We start from the raw sequence: 24846 nt of genomic DNA on the forward strand, positions 1-24846 counted from the left end.
TTTGCCGGATTAGCGGCTACTGACCTGCTGCTCCAGGAGAATCCGATTGGACAACGACACCAGGTCGCCGTCATCGGTCAGCACCGTCGTCTTGACTGTGCCGATCTCCTCGATTTGCCCTTCGACCTCGCCCACACGCACCTGTTGCCCCACCTGATACAACTCACGCACATAGATTCCCGCAAGAATCTGACCGGCAATTTCCCGACTTCCCAAGCCCATGGCCAGCGCAACGGCCAGACCAACGGTAATCAAAACGATCACAATCACGTGGTTGAGCAGGTCAGTTTTGACCTCCAACTGGCTGATCGCGACTGAAATACTGATGATAATCACCAGACCCTGGGCAATTCGCCCCAGGCCAGCTGCATAATCCAGCCCTACGCCTTCGGCAGCGCCGCGCACCAGCCCATTGGCCAGTTGCGCCAGCAAAACACCTACCAGCAGCACCAGCGCGCCACCGAAAACCTTCGGCAAATACAGCGCCAGCATGTCGAGCGTAGCTGAAACTCGCTCAAGTCCAAGAGACTGAGCCGCCGATACCAGAAAAATCAGCAAAACAAACCAATAAACGATCTTGCCGATCAATGTGGAGATCGGCACCTGCAACCCGGCACGCCCCAGCAGCTTGGTCAGGCCAGTACCCGCCATCAAGCGGTCCAGGCCCAGCTTTGCGAGCAATTTGGACAGCAGGGTGTCGAGCAGTTTGGCCACGACAAAACCCAGCAATACCAGGACCAGCGCACCAAACAGGTTCGGAATGAAGTTCGCCACCTTGGTCCACAATGCGGTCATTGCGGTGACCAGGCTTTGGGTCCAGAGATCAAGTTCCATATTCAATCAGCCTTATCAGCAGTGCGCGCAAGAGGTTTACGACGGGAGACCGGTGATACGTGGGCCGAACCATTGTTCAGGGCCATCATCAACGCCGGCAGCCAACGACCGAGCAGCCCGAACAGATCACCCGCCCCCACTTGACGGTTGGCGGTTTTCAAAACGCGGCCCAGGCAGGCATCGTCGTCGCGGTTGGACGGCGAGGCATTGAGCATGTCACGCAAAGACTGTTCGAACGGATCGTGCATAAAAGACCTCTCGCAAGTGATTTAAAAGACGAGGGTAAAATTCCTGGGGTCACATGCCCCCTTTCCTACGTTCAGCTCATATTCAGCTCAAACCCAGCGTAATCGTCGAAAAAGCCACCATTGTCCCAGGGCCACCGACACCATCAACAGGCACGCCAACATGAATCCGTAAGGGCTCTGCGAGAACGGTATGCCCCCCACGTTGATGCCCAGCAGGCCGGTCAAAAAGCTCATCGGCAGAAAGATCCCGGTGATGATCCCAAAGCGGTACATGGTGCGATTCATACGCACGCTCAAACGGCGGTCTTCGGCCTCAAGCACAAGCCCCACGCGCTCCCGAGTCAGTTCGAGCTCTTCCAGGTAGCGGGTCAGACTGTTGTTCAATTCGTTCCAGTAATCGGCATCGTCGTCACAGAACCACGCTAATTTGATTCGGGTCAGTTGGGCGAAAATATCCCGTTGCGGCGCCAGGAATCGCTTGAGCCCGGCCGCTCGCCGACGGATCTGCAAAATGCTGCCGTGTTCGGGAGTGTACCGTTCGTCGGTATCGAGTTTTTCTTCTTCGGTATCGACGATTTCTGACAAGTCCGTGACCAGATCCTGCACTTTATTGGTCAGGTACTGCGCCATATAGAGGATGAGTTCCGACGCGGTTCTTGGGCCTTTGCCGTCCGCCAACTGCACCAGCAGTTCATCGGTGGCACGCAGCGGGCGCAGGCGCAGCGAGATCACACGGCTTGCGGCCGCGAAAATGCGTACCGAGACCATGTCTTCGGGCTCAGCGCCAGGGTTGAGGTTGACCCCACGCAGAAACAGCAGCAGTTCGGCCTCGGGCAACGGTAGCAGCCTTGGCCGCGTGTTCTCCTCCAGCAGCAGATCACAGGCAAACTCACTCAAACCACTGGCTTTGCGCAGCCAGGTCTGCGTTTGAGGATGGCTGCGATCCCAGTGCAGCCACAGGCTTTCCTGGGGCTGCAGCTGCAAATCATCGAGCTCAGTCCGGGCAATCGAACGCGCACCGCCTTTACCGTCCAGCACCAGGGCATGCACCAACCCCCATTGCGCGTTTTCTTCCTCGAACATCCTCACCCCTGTCGGCTATTGCGATTTATTCAGGCATTTTCAGCGGGCTGGGCGAAACGATCACACCATTGTTATCGGCATAAATGTATTCGCCGGGCCGGAAGGTCACGCCGGCAAACGTGACCACCACGTTCAGGTCGCCGATACCACGCTTGTCGGTCTTCATCGGGTGACTGGCCAGGGCCTGCACCCCCAGATCGGTCTGGGCGATGACATCGACGTCACGGATGCAACCGTAGATCACCAGGCCTTCCCAGCCATTCTTCGCGGCTTTCTCGGCGATCATGTCGCCCAGCAAAGCGCGACGCAGTGACCCCCCACCGTCGACCACCAGCACCTTGCCGGCGCCCGGCTGATCGGCTTGCTCCTTGACCAGCGAGTTATCTTCGAAGCACTTGATGGTGACAATCTCGCCACCGAAGGAATCTCGGCCACCGAAATTGCTGAACATCGGCTCGACCACCTGCACCAGTTCCGGGTAGGCGTCACACAGGTCGGGGGTCACGTAATGGTTCATTGAAAAATTCCTTTCTGCCAAAGAAGTGTCTTTCGAAAGAAGCGCCAGCGAGGCCGGTGCGCAACATCCCATTCGCTTCGCCGTAACGCAATAGCGACCAAGCGACTGAATATGACCAGAAGCGTTTAACGCGTCATATCTTAGCCGCAACCTTGCAGGAGCGAAACGCCCTTGGCAGAGCCCTGCATCAAACCGTCGCAGGGATTTCGGCAGGGGCACCGAACAAAGGAGTGAGCGGGTCCTTCAGCCATTGCTCCACCAGCGGCCACACTTCGACCTGAGCCGCTTTGCTGACCAACATCTCCACATGCCCGAAATCTCCAGTGAAACCCTGCCGGCGGCCAAGGAGCAGGTACTGGCGATGTTCAGAGCCGACCTGGTCGAAAAGTTTACGACAGGCCCAGTCCGGGTCCTGCTGATCGCCAGCGGCACTGACTGCCAGTAATGGCACCTCGACTTGGGCGAGACCTTTCCACCAATCCAGCTTTGCATCGCCAAAACGGCCGAACAAACCATTCCAGCGCATGGCCTCGATCATCACACCCGCAGGCTCATCCTCCGGACCGCGCTTGAACCGCGAGCCAGATACCCGGCCGAAGCGTTTCATGAGCAATCGGCCGGTCCATTCCACCGGCGGGATTTTCAACGGCCAGTGGGTGCGGCTGACCTGGCAGCCAAACAATGCCACCGAAGCCACCGCCGGCGCCCCCAGGTACTGACCGCCAAGGGCCGCCGCCAGGGTGGTAGCTCCCAGGGAATGGCCGATCCAATGTGGAATCTGCGCGCTTTGCTCCCTCACAAACGCGCCGATGGCCGGCAAATCGTAACGCGCGTAGTCGGCAACCCGGTTTTTGGCGTAGTCGTGATTGCGCTTGGACAGACCATGACCGCGCATTTCCGGGATCCACACGTCAAACCCCTGCCGCGCCAAGTAGGCGCCCAGGCCGATACCCTTGGGCGAGTACCAGAAGCGTCGATTGGAAAAGCTGCCATGCAACAAAATAACGGGGATGCCCCGGTTTTCCGCGACATCAGCCAGGCCTAATCGGGTAACCGCCAGCTCGACGGTGCCGTCGGGGCTGTTACCGGGCTTGAGGCGGTATACATCTTCACTCAGGTCGCCACGACGTTCAGCACTGATCAAGGCGACGGGAAACAGATTGCTGCTGCTTTGCATAATGCTCTTGCACAAAAAAGGGCGGCGTCCGCAAGGATGCCCGCCCTGTACAGATAAGAATGCCGGTCACCCTCAACAGGTGACCGGCACTTTTGACCAAGCGACCTTAAGCGGACGCTTGACCTTCAGCCAGGAAGAACCAGGTTTCCAGCACGGAATCCGGGTTCAGCGAGACGCTTTCGATGCCCTGTTCCATCAGCCATTTGGCCAGGTCAGGGTGGTCGGAAGGGCCTTGGCCACAGATGCCGATGTACTTGCCGGCCTTGTTGCACGCCTGGATGGCGTTCGCCAGCAGCTTCTTGACCGCAGGATTACGCTCGTCAAACAAGTGCGCGATGATCCCCGAATCACGGTCCAGGCCCAGGGTCAGCTGGGTCAGATCGTTGGAGCCGATGGAGAAACCGTCGAAGAACTCCAGGAACTCTTCGGCCAGAATCGCGTTGGACGGCAGTTCGCACATCATGATGACGCGCAGGCCATTCTCACCACGGGACAGGCCATTTTCGGCCAACAGGTCCACTACTTGGCTGGCTTCGCCCAGGGTGCGCACGAACGGCACCATGATTTCGACGTTGGTCAGACCCATCTCATTGCGTACACGCTTGAGCGCGCGGCATTCAAGCTCGAAGCAGTCGCGGAACGCTTCGCTGATGTAACGCGACGCGCCACGGAAGCCCAGCATCGGGTTCTCTTCTTCCGGCTCGTACAACTTGCCGCCGATCAGGTTGGCGTATTCGTTGGACTTGAAGTCCGACAGGCGCACGATGACCTTTTTCGGGTAGAACGCCGCAGCCAGGGTGCTGATGCCTTCCACCAGCTTCTCGACGTAGAAACCCACCGGGTCGTTGTAGCCGGCAATGCGCTTGTCGACGCTGTCCTTGATCTCCGGCGGCAGGCCGTCGTAATTCAGCAGGGCCTTGGGGTGCACGCCGATCATGCGGTTGATGATGAATTCGAGACGGGCCAGGCCCACACCGGCGTTCGGCAACTGCGCGAAATCGAAGGCGCGGTCCGGGTTGCCGACGTTCATCATGATCTTGAACGGCAGGTCCGGCATGGCGTCGATGGAGTTTTGCTTGATGTCGAAGCCCAGCTCACCCTCGAAGATGAACCCGGTGTCGCCTTCAGCGCAGGACACCGTGACACCCTGGCCATCCTTGAGCAGTTGGGTGGCGTTGCCGCAACCGACGACCGCTGGAATCCCCAGTTCACGAGCGATGATCGCCGCGTGGCAGGTACGCCCGCCACGGTTGGTGACGATGGCGCTGGCGCGCTTCATGACCGGTTCCCAGTCCGGGTCGGTCATGTCGGAAACCAAGACGTCGCCTGGCTGGACCTTGTCCATCTCGGAGACGTCCTTGATGATCCGCACCTTGCCGGCGCCGATGCGCTGGCCGATGGCGCGGCCTTCCACCAGCACGGTGCCGGTTTCTTTTAGCAGGTAGCGTTCCATAACGTTGGCCGAGGTGCGGCTTTTCACGGTTTCCGGGCGAGCCTGCACGATGTACAGCTTGCCGTCGTCACCGTCTTTGGCCCACTCGATGTCCATCGGGCACTTGTAGTGCTTTTCGATGATCATTGCTTGTTTGGCCAGTTCGCTGACCTCGGCGTCGGTCAGGCAGAAACGCGCGCGGTCAGCCTTGTCGACTTCGACGGTTTTCACCGAACGACCGGCCTTGGCCTCGTCGCCGTAGATCATCTTGATCGCCTTGCTGCCCAGGTTACGGCGCAGGATGGCCGGGCGGCCCGCTTCGAGGGTGCCCTTGTGTACGTAGAATTCGTCCGGGTTGACCGCGCCTTGTACGACGGTTTCGCCCAGGCCGTAGGCGCCGGTGATGAACACCACGTCACGGAAGCCGGACTCGGTATCGAGGGTGAACATCACGCCGGCGGTGCCGGTTTCCGAACGCACCATGCGCTGCACACCGGCAGACAGGGCCACCAGCTTGTGGTCGAAACCCTGGTGTACACGGTAGGAAATGGCGCGGTCGTTGAACAGCGAGGCGAACACTTCCTTGGCCGCGCGGATCACGTTTTCGACGCCGCGGATGTTGAGGAAGGTCTCCTGCTGACCCGCAAAGGAGGCATCGGGCAGGTCTTCAGCGGTGGCCGAGGAGCGCACCGCAACGGCGACGTCCGGATTGCCGGCCGACAGTGCCGCGAAGGCGGTGCGGATTTCTTCGTTGAGCTTCTCGGGGAACTCGGCTTCCATGATCCATTGACGGATCTGGGCACCGGTCTTGGCCAGGGCGTTGACGTCATCGACGTCCAGAGCATCCAGCGCGGCGTGGATCTGAGCATTGAGGCCGCTCAGTTCGAGAAAATCACGGTAAGCCTGGGCCGTGGTGGCGAAACCACCCGGCACCGAAACACCAGCGCCTGCAAGATTACTGATCATCTCGCCGAGGGATGCGTTCTTGCCCCCCACGTGCTCTACATCATGGACGCCGAGCTTATCGAGGGAAACTACGTACTCTACCAAGGTGATCTCTCCACTAACTGTGTTGGAAAAGCTCAGGACGCCGGCTGCTCAGTAGGAGCGAATACCTGCGTTTGTGGCCTGGACCTGGAAAATAAGTGAGAATGCGGCCCACTGTGGGACAGCAAAATCGCGCCTATCATATCCAAGATTCGTCATCAGCTTAAGGCCCAGGGCTCAAATGAAACGATCTGCTTTCTTTATCTCCGACGGCACCGGCATTACAGCTGAGACATTGGGTCAAAGCCTGCTCGCGCAGTTCGAAAACGTCACGTTCGCCAAATTCACGCGGCCCTATATCGACAGCGTGGATAAAGCGCGGGCCATGGTACAACAAATCAATCTGGCGGCAGAAAAAGACGGCTTTCGGCCGATCATTTTCGACACCATCGTCAATCAAGACATTCGTGAGATCCTCGCCACTTCGAATGGTTTCATGATCGACATCTTCTCGACGTTCCTCGCGCCACTGGAGCAAGAGTTGAGTGAACACTCCTCCTATTCGGTCGGAAAGTCCCATTCCATTGGGCATAACTCCAACTATATGGAGCGTATCGAGGCGGTGAACTTTGCCCTCGATAACGACGATGGCGCGCGCACCCACTACTATGACAAGGCCGATTTGATCCTGGTAGGCGTGTCTCGCTGCGGCAAAACGCCCACCTGCCTGTACATGGCCATGCAGTTCGGCATCCGCGCGGCCAACTACCCGTTGACCGAAGACGATATGGAGCACCTGACGCTGCCGGCCGCGCTGCGCGCCCATTCGCACAAGCTGTTCGGCCTGACCATCGACCCGGACCGCCTCACCGCCATCCGTAACGAGCGCAAACCCAACAGTCGCTACTCCAGTTATGCCCAGTGCGAGTTTGAAGTGCGCGAAGTAGAAAATCTGTTCCGTCGCGAGAATATTGCGCACATCAATTCCACGCATTTTTCGGTGGAAGAGATTTCAGCGAAGATTCTGGTGGAAAAGGGTGTAGAGCGACGGTTCAAGTAACCAGCATCCCTTCCCCCAGCGGGCCTGTCAGGCCAGCAGGCCCGCTCGCCACAGGAGTCCCGCTCGCCACAACAGGCGCGAGCGCTACGAAAGTGATGGGGCTTTACAGGTGAAACCGCCCGCCGCCCTGCCCCAGCGCTGTCGCCAGCGCATCGAAACCGGCCAGCAACAACTGATCATCCCCGGACGTATTACAAATGCTCGCCCGAATAAACTGCGGCACAGCCGTCTGCCCGACGGCGAACGCTTCGGCGGTGGCGATCAGGTAGTTGTTCTGCTTGAGCTCCGCCTCGATTTCCGACGCACGCCACGGCTCCGGTACTTCAATCCAAAAGTGCGGGCTGTTGAGGTGCGTGCGGTATTCCAAGCCCGCCAGCAGGTCACGCACCAGGGCCTTGCGCCGGCTGATCTCGTTGATCTGCTGACGCAACAGGTACTCGGCCGTGCCGTTCTCGATCCATTGCGTGGCCAGTTCCAGAGTGACCGGGGTCGCCATCCAGCAGGTTGACCGCAGGGCCGCCGAAATCCGGCTGACCAACGCCGGAGGTGCATGCACGTAACCCACGCGAAGCCCGGCGGACACCGCCTTGCTCAGGCTGCTGATTAAAATCGTACGTTCGGGGGCGAAATGGCTCAGGGGCGGCGGACGGTCCTCCACCAGTACCCCGTGGGCTTCATCCTCAAGAATCAGCAGGTTGTGTTCGCGGCACACCCTGACCAGCGCTTCGCGGCGCGTCACCGAAAGCACCGCCGTGGTGGGGTTCTGGATCGTCGGCGTGCAATACAACGCCGAAATCCGGTGGTTACGACAGACTTCATCCAGCGCGCTCGGCAGCACGCCCTCTTCATCCATCTCCAGGCCGATCAAACGAATGCCGAGCATGCGCGCGGCGGTTATCAGGCCTGGGTAAGTGAGTTGCTCGGTGACCACGGTATCCCCGGCGCGCAACAGCGCCATCATCGCGCACAACAGCCCGTGCTGGCCGCCGTTGACGCAAATCACCTGCTCGGGGATCGGATGAAAATCACGCTGCACCAGCCACTGCGCGCCGGCCTCGCGGTAGCGCGGCAGGCCGGCATCCGGCGTGTAGGCGCTGATGTCCTGGAGGAACTTGGCGTTGGTCGCCAGGGTTTGGAAGCTCTGGGCCAGGAAGGTCGTTTCCTGCCCTGGGATATGCATGTTACGGCTCATATCGAAGTACTGGCGCGGCTCCTCGCTGACGTTGCGAAAACCTTCGTCGCGCTGGCGCTCCATCCCACGCTTGCGCACGAATGTACCGTCACCGACCCGGGCGACTACCAACCCCAGGCGTTCCAGTTCGCCGTAGGCCCGGCTTATGGTGCCGATGGTCACACCCAGGTTGTCGGAAAGCACCCGATGGGGCGGCAATTTTCGTCCCGGTTCAATCAAGCCTTCGAGGATGCCGCGTTCCATGACATCGGACAGGCGCTTGTACTTGACGCCCTGCCCGTTGGACAACCCCTCACGCATAATTGACACCATGTCAATATTTGTTTTGACAGCCATCTTTTGCCCTAATAGTGTGCTTTTACGGGTTCAATCGCCGAATTACATAACTCATTACAAGTTCAATATAGAGTTCAATTCAGGCTCAGGGAAGCAATAAACGATGCCAATGTCCGCCGTTGTCGAAAACACCGCCAAAATCAAAACTCAAAAACAGTGGTTGGCCGGGCTGGTCACCAGTGTGATGTTCCTGATCGTGTGCCTGAGCTGGGGGACTACGTGGCTGGGGATCAAAATTGCCGTAGAGAGCGTCCCACCGCTCACCTCCGCCGGCCTGCGCTTTCTGATCGCTTTCCCGCTGTTCCTGTGTTTTGCCATGGTGCGCCGCGAGCCCATCCTGTTTCCCCGCGAAAGTCGCTGGTTCTTCGTGTTCGTCACCCTGTCGTATTTCAGCGTGCCGTACTACCTGCTCAACTACGGTGAGATGCATGTCTCATCCGGCCTCACCGCCCTGCTGTTCAGCTGCATGCCGGTGTTTATCCTGATCTTCTCCGCGTTATTCCTGCGCGAGCGCATTTACTTCTCACAGGTGGTCGGTATCGGCATCGGCTTCGGCAGCCTCTACATGATCATCAAGAGCCAGGGCCTGCACCTGGATCACGCGGAGTTCTTCGGCGTCCTGGCAATCCTGACCGCCGCCGTCATGCACGCCTTGTGCTACGTCATCACCAAACAGAAAGGCAGCGCCATCAGCGTCATCACCTACAACACCCTGCCCATCGGCATTGCCGGGTTGATGCTGTTCGTGGCTGGCCTGTGGTTCGAGACGCCGGCCTTTGAAAACATCACCCTGCGCTCCTGGAGTGCGCTGGTCTACCTGGGGCTGGTGGCCTCGGTGGGCGGGTTCATCGTGTACTTCATGCTGCTCAAGCGCTTGAGCCCGATCATCCTGTCATTCGTGTTCATCATCTTCCCAGTGTTCGCGGTGATCATCGGCGCCTGGTACGAAGGCGTGGAGATTTCCCGCGACCTGATGCTGTACTCGGCCGTCCTGCTGGCCGGTTTTGCAATCACCAAGTTGCCCATCGAAAAACTCATGGCCAAGAAAAATTGACCCTCCGGCCCCCTAACCACCAGAAACGCGAGAGAAACATGGACGTGCTCCGCCCCGAAGCCCTGGAACAGATTTACGCCCACGCCAGCCGCAGCTATCCCGAGGAATGCTGTGGCTTCGTCTTCGCCGACGGCAGCGTGTACCTGGGCTGCAATATCCAGAATGAACTGCACCGCAAGAACCCCGAGATGTACCCGCGCAGCGCGGCCAATGGCTACACCTTTTCCGTGGCCGACACCCTGCTGCTGAACAAGGCGTTTCGCAGCGACAACCCGGTGGTGGTGATCTACCACTCCCACCCGGACGTCGGCGCCTATTTCAGCGATGAAGACCAGGACAAGGCCCTGTTCATGGGCGAACCGATCTACCCGGTGAGCTACCTGGTGGTCGATGTTCGCCAGGGCCAGGCCCTGGGCTCCAAGCTGTTTGCCTGGGATGGCAAGCATTTCGCCCTCACCCCTTTCAACGACCTGCACACGGAGTTGTCCATGAACGCTGTTTCTTTCCCCGATATCCTGGTTCGTGTGGCCAAGCTGCCGGAATCGACCCTTAAGGGCACCGGATCGACACTGCGCGAAGTCATGGAAAACCTCTGCAGCAGCCACCCGCAGTTGCGTCAGCATCTGTTTCACGAGAACAACAACCAGCTCAAGGAGCACTTCCTGTTTACCGCCGAGCAAGCGCTGATCGACGCGGATGAACCCTTGCCGGAAAAAACCAGAATCGAAGTGCTGCTCGCAACATCAGGCGGCATCGACGTCGACAGTTTGAGCAATGAAGAAGTCCAGCGCTATGTGCGCCACATCACCCTGCCCGGGGTCGGCCGCGAAGGCCAGTTGAACCTCAAAAAAGCCAAGGTGCTGATCATCGGCACCGGCGGTCTGGGATCGCCCATCAGCCTGTATCTGGCGGCAGCCGGCATTGGCACCCTGGGCCTGGTGGATTTCGACGTGGTGGAAAGCAGCAACCTGCAGCGCCAGATCGTCCACGGCAATAGCACGCTGGGCATGCCCAAGGTCGAGTCCGCCAAGCAGCGTTTGCAGGACCTCAACCGTCACATCCAGATCAACGCCCACGACACCGCCTTGAATGCCGACAATGCCCTGGAACTGGTGGACGCCTATGACCTGGTGATCGATGGCACGGACAATTTCGACACCCGCTACCTGGTCAACGACGCCTGCGTACAGCTGGACAAGCCCTTGGTGTACGGCGCCATCTACCGTTTCGACGGGCAGATCAGCGTGCTCAACTACAAAGGCGGGCCGTGCTACCGCTGCCTGTTCCCCCAGGCACCGCCGGCGGAACTGGCGCCCAATTGCAGCGCCGGTGGCGTGATCGGCGTGCTGCCGGGGGTGGTGGGGATGATCCAGGCCACTGAAGCGATCAAATTGCTGATCGGCATCGGCGAGCCGCTGTCGGGGCGCCTGATGCGGTTTGATGCGTTGGCGATGAAGTTCAGCGAGATCCGCTTCAAGCGCCGCGCCGATTGCCCGTGCTGTTCAGAGTTGCGGCACAGTGAAACCGTCGCGCCGGCGGTCTGCGCCGACAAGATGCCGAGTGTTCCGTCATTGGCAGAAGAGCGCTACATCAAGCCACGGGCACTCAAGCAATTGCTCGAACACCCGCGCAGTGCCGACGTGTTGCTGGACGTGCGCGACGCCAGCGAACTGGAGGTGTGCAAGTTACCAGGCGTGGTGCATATCCCCCTGGATGAGCTGGACGGGCAACTCGACCGCCTCAGCCGCGACAGCACTCACTACCTGATCTGCTATGCCGGCACCCGCGCCGAACGGGCCGCCAGCACGCTGCTGGCCGCCGGGTTCGCCAACACCAAAGTGCTGCAAGGCGGCATGAAGCACTGGGTGCGCGACGTCGAACCCGACATGCCGTTGTACTGATCCGGGGGCTGACTGATGCTGCATAACTCAATCCTCGATGTCATCGGCGACACACCCATCGTGCGCCTGACGCAGTTCTCCGAAGACCTCGGCATCGAGGTCTACGCCAAGCTCGAATCACTCAACCCAGGCGGCAGCCACAAGGCGCGCATCGCCTTGGCCATGATCCTCGACGCCGAGCGCCGGGGCGTGCTGATCCGCGATTCCGGGCAAACCATCATCGAACCCAGCGGCGGCAACACCGGCATAGGCCTGGTCATGGCCGGCAATGTGCTGGGCTACAAGGTGGTGCTGGTGATTCCCGACAACTACAGCCCCGAGAAGCAAAAGCTGCTGCGGTTGTACGGGGCCAAGGTGGTGCTGTCCGACAGCCGTCTCGGCAACAACTCCCATGGCGAAAAATGCATGGAGCTGCAACTGGAAAACCCGAGCTACGTGATGCTCAACCAGCAACGCAACGGCGCCAACCCACAGACCCATCGCGACACCACCGCGCCGGAAATCATCCGCGCCTTTGGCAAGCGCCGCGTGGACTACTTCGTGTCCGGCATCGGCACCGGTGGCCATATCACCGGTATCGGCGAAACACTCAAGACCCACTGGCCGGCCATCCGCGTGATGGGCGTGGAGCCCGAAGAGTGTGACCTGCTGAAAAACCAGCATGCGCCGCACCATATCCAGGGCCTGTCGATTGGCGTGATTCCAAGCATCCTCAACCTGGATATGATCGACGGCATGCTCAAGGTCTCGCGCCAGGACTGCATCGACATGATCAAACGCATCATGCGCACCGACGCCATCAGCCTGGGCCTGTCCTCCGCCGCCAATATGGTGGCCATCGCCAGGCTCGCCCCCGAACTACCGCCCGAAACGGTGGTGTTGACCATGGTCTATGACAATGCCGACAGCTACCTGCCCAGCTTCGAATAACCGGTTTTCCAACGATCCAGAATGCGGGGGTGCCTCAATGGGCGGCTTTATCGACATGCAACAGCTGCACGATGAGTTGCTCACCCATCTCATCAAGACACTCACGCCCGCGCAGATGAAGCAACTGGAACCGCACCTGGCACCGTTGATCCAGAACGCGGCGCAGGCAGTGGCCGAGGACCTGATTGCCTATGCCTACCGCGACCCGGCGTCCCGAGGGCGCGGCGAGCTGATCCTGGAATCCTACGCCTCGTTCAAGGCGGTGTTGTATTACCGGCTCGCGCACCTGGTGTGGAATTTTCCCGAACAGACCAACGCCATGTTCTCGCGCATTGCCCTCAAGCTCAGCAACCAAGGCAAGGTGCTGTCCGGTGCAGAAATTCACCCCGCGGCGCGAATCGGCCGGCGCTTTGTGCTGGACCACGGTTACGGCACGGTGATCGGTGAAACCTGTGAGATCGGCAACGACTGCTACATCCTTTGCGGCGTGACCCTGGGCGCCCGTGGCATTGCCAACAACCCGGACGGCAAGCGCCACCCGCGCTTGGGCAATAACGTCGAAGTCGGCTCCGGTGCCCGGGTGCTGGGCTATGTGCAGATCGGCGATAACGTTTTTATCAGCCCTTCGTGCGTGATTACCCAGGACGTGCCCGCGGGGACCAAGGTCAAGGTGGTCAACCAGATCCAACTGCAAAAAAACGACGAGTCCGACCACAGCAACTACCTCGGTGCCTTTGCTCTGGATGAGCGCCTGCATGTGGTCGGCGAGATCAATGCCAGTCACAAGGTCACGGTGCTCGATGCCGACTTTCACCCTTTGCCGGGGGTGATGCTCGAACCGACGGTGAAAGAGCGTCACCACCTGCAGTTTCGCCTTCATCGTGTTGAGTCAGCCAACCACCTGCCGCGCCTGCCGCTGAACCTGAAAGTCTGCGGCCCCGAATTTGAAATCACTCTGCTCTCGCCACCTGGCTTGAGTGCAATGGTGCGTCACCTGCTGCAAGCCAGCCCACTGATCGTCGGAGGTTGAATATGTCCGTGCACACCATGGAAACCCTGGCGCTGTTCGACAGCGCGCCCTACCAGAACGCGTTCAGCGCCCGGGTGATTGCCATCAGCGAACACGGCATTGCTCTGGAGCACACGCTGTTCTACCCCACCGGCGGCGGGCAGCCAGGGGACACTGGCCACTTGACCTTGCCTGATGGCACGCGGGTGGAAGTGACCGGCACCGTGCGCGACCCGGTGCTGCGTTCGATCATCTGGCACCAGGTGGAACATTGCCCGGAGCAATTGACCAGCGGCGTGCAGGTAGACGCAGGCCTGAACTGGGAACGTCGCTACCAGCACATGAAAATGCATACCTGCCTGCACCTGCTGTGCTCAATCATCGACGCGCCGGTGACCGGTTGCAGCATCAGTGCAGACAAAGGTCGCCTGGATTTCGACCTGCCGGAAATGACCCTCGATAAAGAAACGATCACCCACGACCTCAACGCGCTGATCGAGCAGGCCCATCAGGTCAATACCCTGTCGATGCCTGCCTCGGAATACGCCACCCTGCTGCAGATCACCCGCACCCAGGCGGTTGCACCGCCGGTGATCCAGGGCTCGGTAAGGGTGATTGAAATTGCCGGGATCGATATCCAGCCATGCGGCGGCACCCATGTGCTCAATACCGAAGAAATCGGCCGGGTGTTCTGCGAGAAAATCGAGAAGAAGAGCAAGCACAACCGCCGTGTAATCCTGCGGTTTGAGGGATAACTTGATGCTGAAGCGCGCCAGTGTGGCGGCTGCCCACCACACTGTTTGAATCGGTACAGCCCTACTTCTTTCTCTCGTTGGCTTGCCTGGTCAAGGTTTCGAATTGCTGCTCAAGCGCTGCCATCGTTTGCTCAAAATAAGCAGTCATTTGATCAATGTGACTCTCAAGTTTTTGGTTTTCCTGCTTGAGGTATTCAACAGTGCCGGGGGCGGGCGCTACTGGATTACTGGCCGGGGCCGACTTCTCGTCTTTCGCTGGGGCCGTCGTTTCAGGGCTCACGTCGTTTGAGGTGACGGTTTCGGTGATACCCGGCTGCTCTGGTGTGACCTGGCTTTGGGGGGCGCCCTTGCTGAGCAGTTGAGTCAACGTATCAAGTTTCTCGGTCAGTATTTTCATTGCAGCATTGAAGTTCTCAAGCAACTGATTGAACGCATATTGAAGCCGGGTGATTTGCTCAGACACGGTTTTGAAACCCTGAGGCTCAACGTGCTCAGTCCCCTCATTGCCTTGTACCTCGGGGGTTGGCGGTGTTTCAGGCGGCGCAGTCTGCCCACCGGCGTTACGGCTTTGAGGTTCAGGCTCCGGCGCTGCGGGCTTTTCTTCAGTCTGTTCGCCTGGAGTACTGAGTTGCTGAATCAGAGTTTCTATCTTCGTACTTAGCTCAGTGATCTTCTGTGAAAACCTTTCGCCCAAGGCTTTGTATTTAGCGGCAAGCGTCTGATTTTTTTGCGTCAACTCAGCCAGCTCGCCCGCGGTGTCGGTGCCCTGAGGTTGCCGCGGGTTAACGATAGCGTTGTGGCTCGAAAACTGACCGCGCTGCTCGGGCGTTACCGGCGGGCGGGGCGGCGCAACATTGGCATGTGGGACGGGATGTCCGGAGGCCTCGGCGCTGCTTTCTTGACGGACGGGTTCTGGGCTTTGGGGCTGTACGTAGCCTGCCGCGTAAGGGTTTTGTGGATGAGTATTTACGGAAGTCATAGAGCACGCTCTCAAATTCAAACATCACGTTCGCAATACGCGAACAACCAGAAGAACCGGCGTCAACCGGTTATCTGGCTACCTGAGTGGCCTTACTCTGAAATGGGTTCCAGGGACCTGGCAGGCGTGAGCCGGGGTACCGTGAACGACGAAAAAATCGACCTCAGCAACCCGGAGTACGCCCGTTCATCCACAGGTTGTGTAGCGCGTCAGATCACGAATAAGTCCATAAAGCGGTGCACGGCGGTCGCCTCGAGCTTCGACTGATCCTTGCACAGCGCAAAAATCTCGGCGCTGCGCTGGGCAGTAAAGCGAGTGGCCAGGTTCGCCTTGAATTTGGCCTCCAGCAGCGGAACACCCTCCTCCCGGCGGCGGCGATGGCCAATTGGGTATTCCACGGCCACCTGTTCGGTGCTCGAGCCATCGGTGAAGAACACCTGCACCGCGTTGGCGATGGAGCGTTTGTCGGCTTCCAGGTATTCACGACTGTAACGCGGGTCTTCGACGATGATCATTTTGTCGCGCAGCACATCGATGATCGGGTGCGCGGCATGGAATTGATCCTCGTAGTGCTCGGCCACCAGCGCGCCGAGCGCCAGCGGCACGGCCGTCATGTATTGCAGGCAGTGGTCGCGGTCAGCGGCGTTGGCCAGTTGGCCGATCTTGGAGATGATGCGAATCGCCGACTCGTGGGTGGTGATCACAATGCGCTCGATCTCATGCAGGCGCTGCTTGACCTGAGGGTGCAGGATCACCGCCGCTTCGCAGGCCGTTTGCGCATGGAATTCGGCGGGGAAGCTAATCTTGAACAGCACGTTTTCCATCACGTACGTGCCATAGGGTTGGGACAGACTGAATCTGCGCTGGTCTTCGGGTTTGAGGGCCAAATCCTTGTTGGTGTGGCTGAACAGCACATCGTAGAAGCCCCACTGCGGTGCGCTCAGCACACCGGGGATACCCATTTCGCCACGCAACGCGATATCCGCCAGGCGCACACCGCGACTCGACGCATCCCCCGCGGCCCAGGACTTGCGCGACCCGGCGTTCGGCGCATGTCGGTAGGTACGCAGCGCTTGCCCATCGACAAACGCGTGGGACAAGGCCGCGAGCAGCTGTTCACGGTTGGCGCCCATCAGCTTGGCTGTGACGGCGGTGGAGGCGACTTTCACCAGCAGTACATGGTCGAGGCCGACACGATTGAAGGCATTCTCCAGCGCAATCACGCCCTGAATTTCGTGAGCCATGATCATGGCTTCCAGCACCGCCCGCACGCTCAGCGGTGCCTCGCCATTGGCCACGCGCTTTTGCGACAGGTGATCGGCCACGGCGAGGATGCCGCCGAGGTTGTCCGAGGGATGGCCCCACTCAGCGGCGAGCCAGGTGTCGTTGTAGTCGAGCCAGCGCACGAGGCAGCCGATATCCCAGGCGGCCTTGACCGGGTCCAGCCGGAACGAAGTGCCAGGCACCCGCGCGCCAAACGGTACCACCGTGCCTTCGACCATCGGCCCCAGGTGCTTGGTGCACTCGGGGAAACGCAGGGCCAGCAGCCCGCAGCCGAGTGTGTCCATCAGGCAGTGGCGCGCGGTGTCCAATGCCGCCGGTGAGTCGATCCGGTACGTCAGGACGTAATCGGCAATGTCCTGCAGGACCTGGTCATAATCGGGGCGATTGTTCTGGTCGACGTTGGCGCTCATGGCAGTACTCCAAAGTTAGGGGTGGTTCCATCCTCAGGGTCAGGGTTGTTGTGGCGTGGCCGGCCGGATACCGACTCTTATAGTGTTGTGTCGCGGGCTTGTCGTGGTGAGCGGGCTTGTCTTGCTCACCACATTTATCGTCATTTCAGGGGTTAGAACGCATCGCCAGGCACGCGCACAAACCCTTCCATCAACACCCGCGCACTGCGGCTCATGATGGCCTTCTTGACCACCCATTCCCCGTTGACTTGGGTCGCTTCAGCGCCCACACGCAAAGTGCCCGACGGATGCCCGAAGCGCACGGCATTACGCGCCACGCCCCCAGCGGCCAGGTTGACCAAGGTGCCGGAAATCGCCGCCGCCGTACCAATCGCCACCGCAGCCGTGCCCATCATCGCGTGGTGCAACTTACCCATGGACAACGCCCGCACCAGCAAATCCACATCGCCAGCCTTGATGGCCTTGCCGCTGGACGCGACGTAGTCGGCAGGCTTGGCGACAAAGGCCACCTTCGGTGTGTGCTGGCGCTGGGCCGCTTCGTCCAGGTGTTTGATCAGGCCCATACGCAGCGCGCCATAGGCCCGCACGGTCTCGAACATAGCCAGCGCCTTGGGGTCGCTGTTGACGGCGCCTTGCAATTCGGTACCGGTGTAACCGAGGTCTTCGGCGTTGATAAAAATCGTCGGGATCCCGGCATTGATCAGCGTGGCCTTGAAGGTGCCGACGCCGGGCACTTCCAGCTCGTCGATCAGGTTGCCGGTGGGGAACATCGAGCCTCCACCGCCCTCTTCTTCCGCCGCCGGGTCCATGAACTCCAGTTGCACTTCGGCGGCCGGGAAGGTCACGCCGTCGAGTTCGAAGTCACCGGTTTCCTGCACCGCGCCGTCGGTGATCGGCACGTGGGCGATGATGGTCTTGCCGATATTGGCCTGCCAGATGCGCACCACGGCTACGCCGTTATGGGGCACGCGGGCGGGGTCGACCAGGCCGGCACTGATGGCGAACGAACCCACCGCCGCCGACAGGTTGCCGCAATTGCCGCTCCAGTCGACGAAGGGTTTGTCGATGGCGACCTGGCCGAACAGGTAGTCCACGTCGTGATCCGCGCGGGTGCTCGTGGCCAGGATCACCGTCTTGCTGGTGCTGGATGTCGCGCCGCCCATGCCGTCAATTTGCTTGTCGTACGGGTCGGGGCTGCCGATCACCCGCAGCAGCAAGGCGTCGCGCGCGGCGCCCGGGACCTGCGCCGATGCGGGCAGGTCCTGAAGGCGGAAAAATACACCCTTGCTGGTGCCGCCACGCATATAGGTGGCGGGGATCTTGATTTGCGCTACGTGTGCCATATGCATCCTCTCAGGCGGTCGCCGCCGATTCCAGGAAGTCCTGGGCAAAGCGCTGCAACACGCCGCCCGCCTCGTAGATCGACACTTCTTCGGCGGTGTCCAGACGGCAGGTCACCGGCACTTCGACACGTTCGCCATTCTTGCGGTTGATCACCAGGGTCAACTGCGCGCGCGGCGTACGTTCACCGACCACGTCATAGGTTTCACTGCCGTCGATGTGCAGGGTGTGACGGTCGGTGCCCGGCAAAAACTCCAGCGGCAACACGCCCATGCCCACCAGGTTGGTGCGGTGGATGCGCTCGAAGCCTTCGGCGGCAATCGCTTCCACACCGGCCAGACGCACGCCCTTGGCCGCCCAGTCGCGGGACGAGCCCTGGCCGTAGTCGGCGCCGGCGATGATGATCAACGGCTGTTTGCGTTCCATGTAGGTTTCGATGGCTTCCCACATGCGCGTGACCCGGCCTTCGGGCTCAATGCGCGCCAGGGAGCCCTGTTTGACCTTGCCGTTTTCCACCACCATTTCGTTGAACAGTTTCGGATTGGCAAACGTCGCGCGCTGGGCGGTCAGGTGGTCGCCACGGTGGGTTGCATACGAGTTGAAGTCGACTTCCGGCAGGCCCATTTTTGCCAGGTATTCGCCGGCGGCGCTGTCGAGCATGATCGCGTTGGACGGCGACAGGTGGTCGGTGGTGATGTTGTCCGGCAGCACCGCCAGCGGACGCATGCCCTTGAGCGGACGCGCACCGGCCAGTGCCCCTTCCCAGTACGGCGGGCGGCGGATATAGGTGCTTTGCGGGCGCCAGTCATACAGCGGCGTGACCTTGGGGCCGGTGTCTTCGTGGATCGCGAACATCGGGATGTAGACCTTGCGGAACTGCTCCGGCTTGACCGAAGCCTTCACCACGGCGTCGATCTCTTCGTCGCTCGGCCAGATGTCCTGCAGACGGATGTCGTTGCCGTTGGCGTCGACGCCGAGCACGTCCTTTTCGATGTCGAAACGGATGGTGCCGGCGATCGCGTAGGCCACGACCAACGGCGGCGAGGCCAGGAACGCTTGCTTGGCGTAGGGGTGAATCCGCCCGTCGAAGTTACGGTTGCCCGAGAGCACGGCGGTGGCGTACAGGTCGCGGTCGATGATCTCTTGCTGGATCGCCGGGTCGAGTGCGCCGGACATGCCATTGCACGTGGTGCAGGCAAACGCCACCACGCCAAAGCCGAGCTTCTCCAGCTCATGGCCAAGGCCGGCTTCTTCCAGGTACATGGCCACGGTTTTCGAACCGGGCGCCAGGGACGATTTGACCCACGGTTTGCGCGTCAGCCCCAGTTTGTTGGCATTGCGCGCCAGCAGGCCGGCGGCAATCACGTTGCGCGGGTTGCTGGTATTGGTGCAACTGGTGATGGCGGCGATGATCACCGCACCGTCAGGCATTTGCCCCGGCACGTCATCCCATTGGCCGCTGATGCCGCTGGCGGCCAGGTCGCGGGTGGCGACGCGGGCGTGCGGGTTGCTCGGGCCTGCCATGTTGCGCACGACGCTGGACAGGTCGAACGTCAGGCCACGCTCGTATTGCGCGCCCTTGAGGTCGTCGGCCCACAGCCCGGTGTGACGGGCGTATTGCTCGACCAGGGCGACCTGTTCATCTTCACGACCGGTGAGTTTCAGGTACGCGATGGTCTGCTGATCGATGTAAAACATGGCCGCCGTGGCGCCGTATTCCGGGGCCATGTTCGAGATGGTGGCGCGGTCGCCCAAGGTGAGTGCCGACGCGCCTTCGCCAAAAAACTCCAGCCACGCGCCCACGACTTTCTGTTTACGCAGGAACTCGGTCAGCGCCAGCACCATGTCGGTGGCGGTAATGCCCGGTTGCAGTTTGCCCGTCAGCTCCACGCCGACGCTTTCCGGCAAGCGCATCCACGAGGCGCGGCCGAGCATGACGCTCTCGGCTTCAAGGCCGCCGACACCGATGGCGATCACGCCCAGCGCATCCACATGCGGGGTGTGGCTGTCGGTGCCGACGCAGGTATCGGGGAAGGCCACGCCGTCACGCACCTGGATCACCGGAGACATTTTCTCCAGGTTGATCTGGTGCATGATGCCGTTGCCCGGAGGGATCACATCGACGTTCTTGAAGGCCTTTTTGGTCCACTCGATAAAGTGGAAACGGTCTTCGTTGCGGCGGTCCTCGATGGCGCGGTTCTTCTCGAACGCATCAGGGTCAAAGCCACCGGCTTCGACGGCCAGGGAGTGGTCGACGATCAACTGGGTGGGCACCACCGGGTTGACCTGCGCCGGGTCCCCACCTTGCAGGGCAATGGCATCGCGCAGGCCGGCGAGGTCGACCAGGGCGGTCTGGCCGAGAATGTCGTGGCACACCACGCGCGCGGGGAACCAAGGGAAGTCGAGGTCGCGTTTGCGCTCGATCAGTTGGCTCAGCGACGCGTTGAGGGTGGCCGGATCGCAACGGCGCACCAGGTTTTCGGCGAGCACGCGAGAGGTATAGGGCAGCGTGGCGTAGGCACCGGGCGTGATAGCTTCGACTGCCGCGCGGGCGTCGAAGTAATCCAGGCGGCTGCCGGGCAGCGGTTTGCGAAATTCAGTGTTCATCGTCAGGACTCGGTCACGGTGATTGCAAACGAAGCCGGGTCCAGGGTTGGAATACGATGCAAATGTGGAAGGGGCTTGCCCCCTCCCGCAGATTGCGCTCATTCCAATCCCGGGAGCGCCGGTCTCCTCATTCAGCGACGTTCGATTGGCACGAACTTGCGCTGCTCGACGCCGATGTACTCGGCGCTCGGACGGATGATGCGGTTGTTGGCCCGTTGTTCGAACACGTGCGCGGCCCAGCCGGTCAGGCGTGAGCACACGAAAATCGGCGTGAACAGCTTGGTCGGGATGCCCATGAAGTGGTACGCCGAGGCATGGTAGAAGTCGGCGTTAGGGAAGAGCTTCTTCTGCTCCCACATGGTCTTGTCGATGGCTTCGGAGACCGGGAACAACACGGTATCGCCCACCTCGTCGGCGAGTTTTTTCGACCAGCCCTTGATCACTTCATTGCGCGGGTCGTTGTCTTTGTAGATCGCATGGCCAAAGCCCATGATCTTGTCTTTGCGCGCCAGCATGCCGAGGGTGCCTTCGACGGCGTCTTGCGCCGAAGAAAAACGCTCGATCATCTCCATCGCCGCTTCGTTGGCGCCGCCGTGCAACGGGCCGCGCAGGGAGCCGATGGCGGCGGTGACGCAGGAGTACAGATCGGACAAGGTCGAGGCACACACACGGGCGGTGAAGGTCGACGCGTTGAATTCGTGCTCTGCGTAGAGAATCAGCGAGACGTTCATGACCTTTTCATGCAGTTCGCTCGGCTGCTTGCCGTGCAGCAGATGCAGGAAGTGGCCGCCGATGCTCGGCTCGTCGGTCACGCAGTCGATGCGTTTGCCGTCGTGGCTGAAGCGATACCAGTAGCACATGATCGCCGGGAAGGCGGCGAGCAGGCGGTCGGTGACATCGCGCTGCACGCTGAAGTCTTTCTCGGGTTCGATATTGCCCAGGAACGAGCAACCGGTGCGCATCACGTCCATCGGATGGGCGTCGGCCGGGATGCGTTCGAGCACTTCTTTAAGGGCCTGGGGCAGGTCGCGCAGTGTGCTCAGTTTGGCGCTGTAGGCGGCCAGTTCGGCTTTACTCGGCAGTTCGCCGTACAGCAGCAGGTAGGCGACTTCTTCGAACTGTGCATCGGCGGCCAGTTCGCGCACGTCGTAGCCGCGATAGGTGAGGCCGGCACCGGCCTGGCCCACGGTGGACAGTGCGGTTTGCCCGGCGACCTGGCCACGCAGGCCGGCGCCACTCAGTACTTTTGCTTCAGCCATGTTCGTTCTCCAATTTTGTAGTTATTCAGGGAGGCGCGTTCGTTACTTTTTCGCGGCGAACAGCGCGTCGAGCTTCTGCTCGAAGGTGTGGTAGTCGATGCGATCGTAGAGCTCCATGCGGGTTTGCATGGTATCGATCACGTTCTGTTGGGTACCGTCACGACGGATCGCGGTGTAGACGTTCTCGGCGGCCTTGTTCATGGCGCGGAAAGCCGAGAGCGGGTACAGCACCAGGGAAACATCGGCAGATTTCAACTGTTCGGTGGTGTACAGGGGGGTTGCACCGAACTCGGTGATATTGGCCAGAATCGGCGCTTTCACCCGGGCGGCGAACAGCTTGTACATCTCAAGTTCGGTGATGGCTTCCGGGAACACCATGTCAGCGCCAGCTTCGATGCAGGCGGCGGCGCGTTCCAGGGCAGACTCCAGGCCTTCAACGGCCAGGGCATCGGTACGAGCCATGATCACAAAGCTGTCATCGGTGCGCGCATCCACCGCAGCCTTGATGCGGTCGACCATTTCCTGCTGGGACACGATTTCTTTGTTCGGGCGATGACCGCAACGCTTGGCGCCCACCTGGTCTTCGATATGAATAGCCGCGGCGCCGAACTTGATCATCGACTTGACGGTGCGCGCCACGTTGAACGCCGAGGAGCCAAAGCCGGTGTCGACGTCTACCAGCAGCGGCAGGTCGCACACATCGGTGATGCGGCGTACGTCGGTGAGCACGTCATCCAGGCCGGTGATGCCCAGGTCCGGCACGCCCAGGGAGCCGGCAGCCACGCCGCCGCCTGACAGATAGATCGCCTTGAAACCGGCGCGCTTGGCCAGCAGTGCGTGGTTGGCATTAATGGTGCCGACCACTTGCAAGGGCTGTTCACTGGCGACGGCGTCACGGAAACGCTGGCCGGGTGTGCGTGTAGTGTTCGAACTCATGACTCACCTCTATCAGGAGCACCGTCCGGGAAGTGACGGGCAATGTTGCGCTTGGACGCACCGATGTGCCGGCGCATCAACAATTCGGCCAGTTCACCGTCGCGATCGGCAATCGCGTCAAGAATGCGGTGATGCTCGGCAAAGGCCTGGCGTGGACGATTGGGGGTGGCGGAGAACTGGATGCGGTACATGCGCACCAACTGATAGAGCTCACCGCACAGCATTTGAGTCAGGGTGCGGTTGCCCGCACCTTGAATTACCCGGTAATGAAAATCGAAGTCGCCTTCCTGCTGGTAGTAACCGACACCGGCCTGGAACGCCGCATCCCGCTCATGGGTGTGCAGCACCTGGCGCAGTTCTTCGATTTCGGCGTCGGTCATGCGCTCGGCGGCCAGGCGGCACGCCATGCCTTCCAGGGATTCGCGGATTTCGTACAGCTCGACCAGCTCGGCATGGCTCAACGAGACGACGCGAGCGCCCACGTGGGGGACGCGTACCAGCAGGCGCTGGCCTTCCAGGCGGTGGATCGCCTCGCGCAGCGGGCCGCGGCTGATGCCATAGGTGCGCGCCAGTTCCGGCTCGGAGATCTTGCTGCCGGGGGCGATCTCGCCCTTGACGATGGCGGCCTGGATACGGCGGAAGACGTTCTCGGACATGGTCTGGGAGTCGTCTTGCGCAACCACCGGGGTTTGCAGCTGATCCAGCATATTGTCGACACCTTGAAAATCAATGTGGCAAAAACTAGCCAATCAAGCCTGATTAGTCAAAGAATAAATCAACATTGTCGACAATCGTCTAATAACCCTGCCTGCACTCTGTAGGGGCATGGCCGCCTGCCAGCGCTGGCGCCGGAAAAGCATCATGTTAGAATGCCCGCCGCTTTTGCCTGACATCACTGGATGAAACGGCGCACGAGGGAGTTTGCGCAGCAATGCCAGTCGCCTTGAATTGAACATCGCACGGCACCGCCCCAGGATCTATGAGACTCAAGCCCTTCCCCCTGTTTTGCCTACTGTGTCTACCCAGCCTCGGCGTTGCGGCCGAGAAGACCGTGTATGGCCTCAATGAATACGCGCAATTGGCCGGCATCGACCTGGAAGTCGCCGCCAAACTGGACACCGGCGCCAAGACCGCCTCCCTCAGTGCCCGCGATATCAAGCGCTTCAAGCGCAACGGTGAATCCTGGGTGCGCTTCTACCTGGCGATCGACACCGCCCACTCGCACCCCATCGAACGCCCACTGGCCCGCGTCAGCAAGATCAAGCGCCGCGCCGGTGACTACGACCCCGATGAGGACAAGAACTACACCGCCCGCCCGGTGATTTCCCTGGATATCTGCATGGGCACCTCTTTACGCAGCATCGAAGTGAACTTGACTGACCGCAGCGCTTTCCAATATCCGCTGCTGATCGGCTCCGAAGCGTTGAAACGCTTTGATGCGCTGGTCGACCCCAGTCTTAAATACGCCGCAGGCAAACCCGCCTGTGCCGCCGACGCTCATACCGCCGAGTAAAC

21 protein-coding genes are annotated in these 24846 nt (G+C 60.5%); 7 read left to right on the forward strand and 14 right to left on the reverse strand.

Going from position 1 to position 24846, the window contains the following annotated elements; all coding sequences use genetic code 11:
• Positions 1-9 precede the first annotated feature (9 nt).
• From PSH59_RS18960 to ppsA, 6 genes are all read right to left on the reverse strand, one after another.
• Positions 10-834, reverse strand: coding sequence for a mechanosensitive ion channel domain-containing protein (locus PSH59_RS18960; protein WP_003175519.1), 825 nt, complete (start codon positions 832-834; stop codon positions 10-12).
• 2 nt (positions 835-836) lie between these two features.
• On the reverse strand, positions 837-1082 hold the full coding sequence (locus tag PSH59_RS18965) for a hypothetical protein (protein WP_005790375.1): 246 nt from the start codon (positions 1080-1082) through the stop codon (positions 837-839).
• Between the two features lie 87 nt (positions 1083-1169).
• The gene (locus tag PSH59_RS18970) at positions 1170-2165 is read right to left on the reverse strand and encodes a zinc transporter ZntB (protein WP_248078136.1); all 996 of its coding nucleotides are present in this window, start codon (positions 2163-2165) and stop codon (positions 1170-1172) included.
• A 25-nt stretch (positions 2166-2190) separates the two neighbouring features.
• Positions 2191-2682: a ribonuclease E activity regulator RraA gene (gene rraA / locus PSH59_RS18975; RefSeq protein WP_017527456.1), complete on the reverse strand. Its 492-nt coding sequence runs from the start codon at positions 2680-2682 to the stop codon at positions 2191-2193.
• Between the two features lie 187 nt (positions 2683-2869).
• Complete coding sequence (locus PSH59_RS18980; RefSeq protein ID WP_305393419.1) at positions 2870-3859, reverse strand: alpha/beta fold hydrolase; 990 nt, start codon at positions 3857-3859, stop codon at positions 2870-2872.
• 106 nt (positions 3860-3965) lie between these two features.
• The gene (ppsA, locus tag PSH59_RS18985; RefSeq protein ID WP_305393420.1) at positions 3966-6341 is read right to left on the reverse strand and encodes a phosphoenolpyruvate synthase; all 2376 of its coding nucleotides are present in this window, start codon (positions 6339-6341) and stop codon (positions 3966-3968) included.
• Positions 6342-6519: 178 nt separating this feature from the next.
• Here ppsA and PSH59_RS18990 point away from each other — a divergent pair, with 178 nt between their 5' ends.
• A complete protein-coding gene (locus PSH59_RS18990) occupies positions 6520-7338 on the forward strand; it encodes a pyruvate, water dikinase regulatory protein (RefSeq protein ID WP_003175525.1) in 819 nt (272 codons plus the stop codon).
• A gap of 103 nt (positions 7339-7441) precedes the next feature.
• Here the strand turns inward: PSH59_RS18990 and PSH59_RS18995 are convergent, their stop codons facing one another.
• Positions 7442-8866 carry a PLP-dependent aminotransferase family protein gene (locus PSH59_RS18995; protein ID WP_248078139.1) on the reverse strand — a complete coding sequence of 475 codons (1425 nt, stop codon included), beginning with the start codon at positions 8864-8866 and terminating at the stop codon, positions 7442-7444.
• A 160-nt stretch (positions 8867-9026) separates the two neighbouring features.
• Here PSH59_RS18995 and PSH59_RS19000 point away from each other — a divergent pair, with 160 nt between their 5' ends.
• Genes PSH59_RS19000 through PSH59_RS19020 form a run of 5 tightly spaced genes read left to right on the forward strand, consistent with a single transcriptional unit; the run spans position 9027 to position 14515 of the window.
• A complete protein-coding gene (locus PSH59_RS19000; RefSeq protein WP_305395315.1) occupies positions 9027-9920 on the forward strand; it encodes a DMT family transporter in 894 nt (297 codons plus the stop codon).
• Between the two features lie 38 nt (positions 9921-9958).
• Positions 9959-11821 (forward strand): molybdopterin-synthase adenylyltransferase MoeB, encoded by a 1863-nt coding sequence (moeB, locus tag PSH59_RS19005; protein WP_305393421.1) that lies wholly within the window; start codon positions 9959-9961, stop codon positions 11819-11821.
• A 15-nt stretch (positions 11822-11836) separates the two neighbouring features.
• Entirely contained in the window at positions 11837-12751 is a 915-nt protein-coding gene (locus tag PSH59_RS19010) for a PLP-dependent cysteine synthase family protein (protein WP_305393422.1), read from the forward strand.
• A 37-nt stretch (positions 12752-12788) separates the two neighbouring features.
• Positions 12789-13781 (forward strand): serine O-acetyltransferase, encoded by a 993-nt coding sequence (locus PSH59_RS19015; RefSeq protein WP_248078145.1) that lies wholly within the window; start codon positions 12789-12791, stop codon positions 13779-13781.
• A 2-nt stretch (positions 13782-13783) separates the two neighbouring features.
• Complete coding sequence (locus tag PSH59_RS19020) at positions 13784-14515, forward strand: alanyl-tRNA editing protein (protein WP_305393423.1); 732 nt, start codon at positions 13784-13786, stop codon at positions 14513-14515.
• A gap of 61 nt (positions 14516-14576) precedes the next feature.
• Here the strand turns inward: PSH59_RS19020 and PSH59_RS19025 are convergent, their stop codons facing one another.
• The 7 genes from PSH59_RS19025 to PSH59_RS19055 form a co-directional block, all read right to left on the reverse strand.
• Positions 14577-15494 (reverse strand): hypothetical protein, encoded by a 918-nt coding sequence (locus PSH59_RS19025; protein ID WP_305393424.1) that lies wholly within the window; start codon positions 15492-15494, stop codon positions 14577-14579.
• Between the two features lie 209 nt (positions 15495-15703).
• Positions 15704-17188 (reverse strand): 2-methylcitrate dehydratase, encoded by a 1485-nt coding sequence (gene prpD, locus PSH59_RS19030; protein WP_305393425.1) that lies wholly within the window; start codon positions 17186-17188, stop codon positions 15704-15706.
• 152 nt (positions 17189-17340) lie between these two features.
• Positions 17341-18531, reverse strand: coding sequence for a 2-methylaconitate cis-trans isomerase PrpF (gene prpF, locus PSH59_RS19035; RefSeq protein ID WP_305393426.1), 1191 nt, complete (start codon positions 18529-18531; stop codon positions 17341-17343).
• 10 nt (positions 18532-18541) lie between these two features.
• Entirely contained in the window at positions 18542-21136 is a 2595-nt protein-coding gene (gene acnD / locus PSH59_RS19040; RefSeq protein WP_305393427.1) for a Fe/S-dependent 2-methylisocitrate dehydratase AcnD, read from the reverse strand.
• Positions 21137-21267: 131 nt separating this feature from the next.
• Positions 21268-22395, reverse strand: a complete 1128-nt coding sequence (gene prpC / locus PSH59_RS19045) for a 2-methylcitrate synthase (RefSeq protein ID WP_305393428.1) — start codon at positions 22393-22395, stop codon at positions 21268-21270.
• A 42-nt stretch (positions 22396-22437) separates the two neighbouring features.
• Positions 22438-23331 carry a methylisocitrate lyase gene (gene prpB, locus PSH59_RS19050; protein ID WP_248078159.1) on the reverse strand — a complete coding sequence of 298 codons (894 nt, stop codon included), beginning with the start codon at positions 23329-23331 and terminating at the stop codon, positions 22438-22440.
• Positions 23328-24038 (reverse strand): GntR family transcriptional regulator, encoded by a 711-nt coding sequence (locus PSH59_RS19055; protein WP_305393429.1) that lies wholly within the window; start codon positions 24036-24038, stop codon positions 23328-23330. The genes prpB and PSH59_RS19055 overlap by 4 nt, the downstream gene beginning before the upstream one ends.
• Before the next feature lie 272 nt (positions 24039-24310).
• Between PSH59_RS19055 and PSH59_RS19060 the strand changes: the two genes are divergently transcribed.
• Positions 24311-24844 (forward strand): ATP-dependent zinc protease, encoded by a 534-nt coding sequence (locus tag PSH59_RS19060; RefSeq protein ID WP_248078161.1) that lies wholly within the window; start codon positions 24311-24313, stop codon positions 24842-24844.
• The last annotated feature ends 2 nt before the right edge of the window (positions 24845-24846 follow it).

The sequence above is a fragment of the Pseudomonas sp. FP2309 genome (assembly GCF_030687575.1).
Classification (GTDB): Bacteria; Pseudomonadota; Gammaproteobacteria; order Pseudomonadales; family Pseudomonadaceae; genus Aquipseudomonas.

Coding starts and splice junctions, on each gene's coding strand:
- PSH59_RS18960 (WP_003175519.1), bottom strand. CDS start 834: ATGGAACTTGATCTCTGGACCCAAAGCCTGGTCACCGCAATGACCGCA.
- PSH59_RS18965 (WP_005790375.1), bottom strand. CDS start 1,082: ATGCACGATCCGTTCGAACAGTCTTTGCGTGACATGCTCAATGCCTCG.
- PSH59_RS18970 (WP_248078136.1), bottom strand. CDS start 2,165: ATGTTCGAGGAAGAAAACGCGCAATGGGGGTTGGTGCATGCCCTGGTG.
- rraA (WP_017527456.1), bottom strand. CDS start 2,682: ATGAACCATTACGTGACCCCCGACCTGTGTGACGCCTACCCGGAACTG.
- PSH59_RS18980 (WP_305393419.1), bottom strand. CDS start 3,859: ATGCAAAGCAGCAGCAATCTGTTTCCCGTCGCCTTGATCAGTGCTGAA.
- PSH59_RS18990 (WP_003175525.1), top strand. CDS start 6,520: ATGAAACGATCTGCTTTCTTTATCTCCGACGGCACCGGCATTACAGCT.
- PSH59_RS18995 (WP_248078139.1), bottom strand. CDS start 8,866: ATGGCTGTCAAAACAAATATTGACATGGTGTCAATTATGCGTGAGGGG.
- moeB (WP_305393421.1), top strand. CDS start 9,959: ATGGACGTGCTCCGCCCCGAAGCCCTGGAACAGATTTACGCCCACGCC.
- PSH59_RS19010 (WP_305393422.1), top strand. CDS start 11,837: ATGCTGCATAACTCAATCCTCGATGTCATCGGCGACACACCCATCGTG.
- PSH59_RS19015 (WP_248078145.1), top strand. CDS start 12,789: ATGGGCGGCTTTATCGACATGCAACAGCTGCACGATGAGTTGCTCACC.
- PSH59_RS19020 (WP_305393423.1), top strand. CDS start 13,784: ATGTCCGTGCACACCATGGAAACCCTGGCGCTGTTCGACAGCGCGCCC.
- PSH59_RS19025 (WP_305393424.1), bottom strand. CDS start 15,494: ATGACTTCCGTAAATACTCATCCACAAAACCCTTACGCGGCAGGCTAC.
- prpD (WP_305393425.1), bottom strand. CDS start 17,188: ATGAGCGCCAACGTCGACCAGAACAATCGCCCCGATTATGACCAGGTC.
- prpF (WP_305393426.1), bottom strand. CDS start 18,531: ATGGCACACGTAGCGCAAATCAAGATCCCCGCCACCTATATGCGTGGC.
- acnD (WP_305393427.1), bottom strand. CDS start 21,136: ATGAACACTGAATTTCGCAAACCGCTGCCCGGCAGCCGCCTGGATTAC.
- prpC (WP_305393428.1), bottom strand. CDS start 22,395: ATGGCTGAAGCAAAAGTACTGAGTGGCGCCGGCCTGCGTGGCCAGGTC.
- prpB (WP_248078159.1), bottom strand. CDS start 23,331: ATGAGTTCGAACACTACACGCACACCCGGCCAGCGTTTCCGTGACGCC.
- PSH59_RS19055 (WP_305393429.1), bottom strand. CDS start 24,038: ATGCTGGATCAGCTGCAAACCCCGGTGGTTGCGCAAGACGACTCCCAG.
- PSH59_RS19060 (WP_248078161.1), top strand. CDS start 24,311: ATGAGACTCAAGCCCTTCCCCCTGTTTTGCCTACTGTGTCTACCCAGC.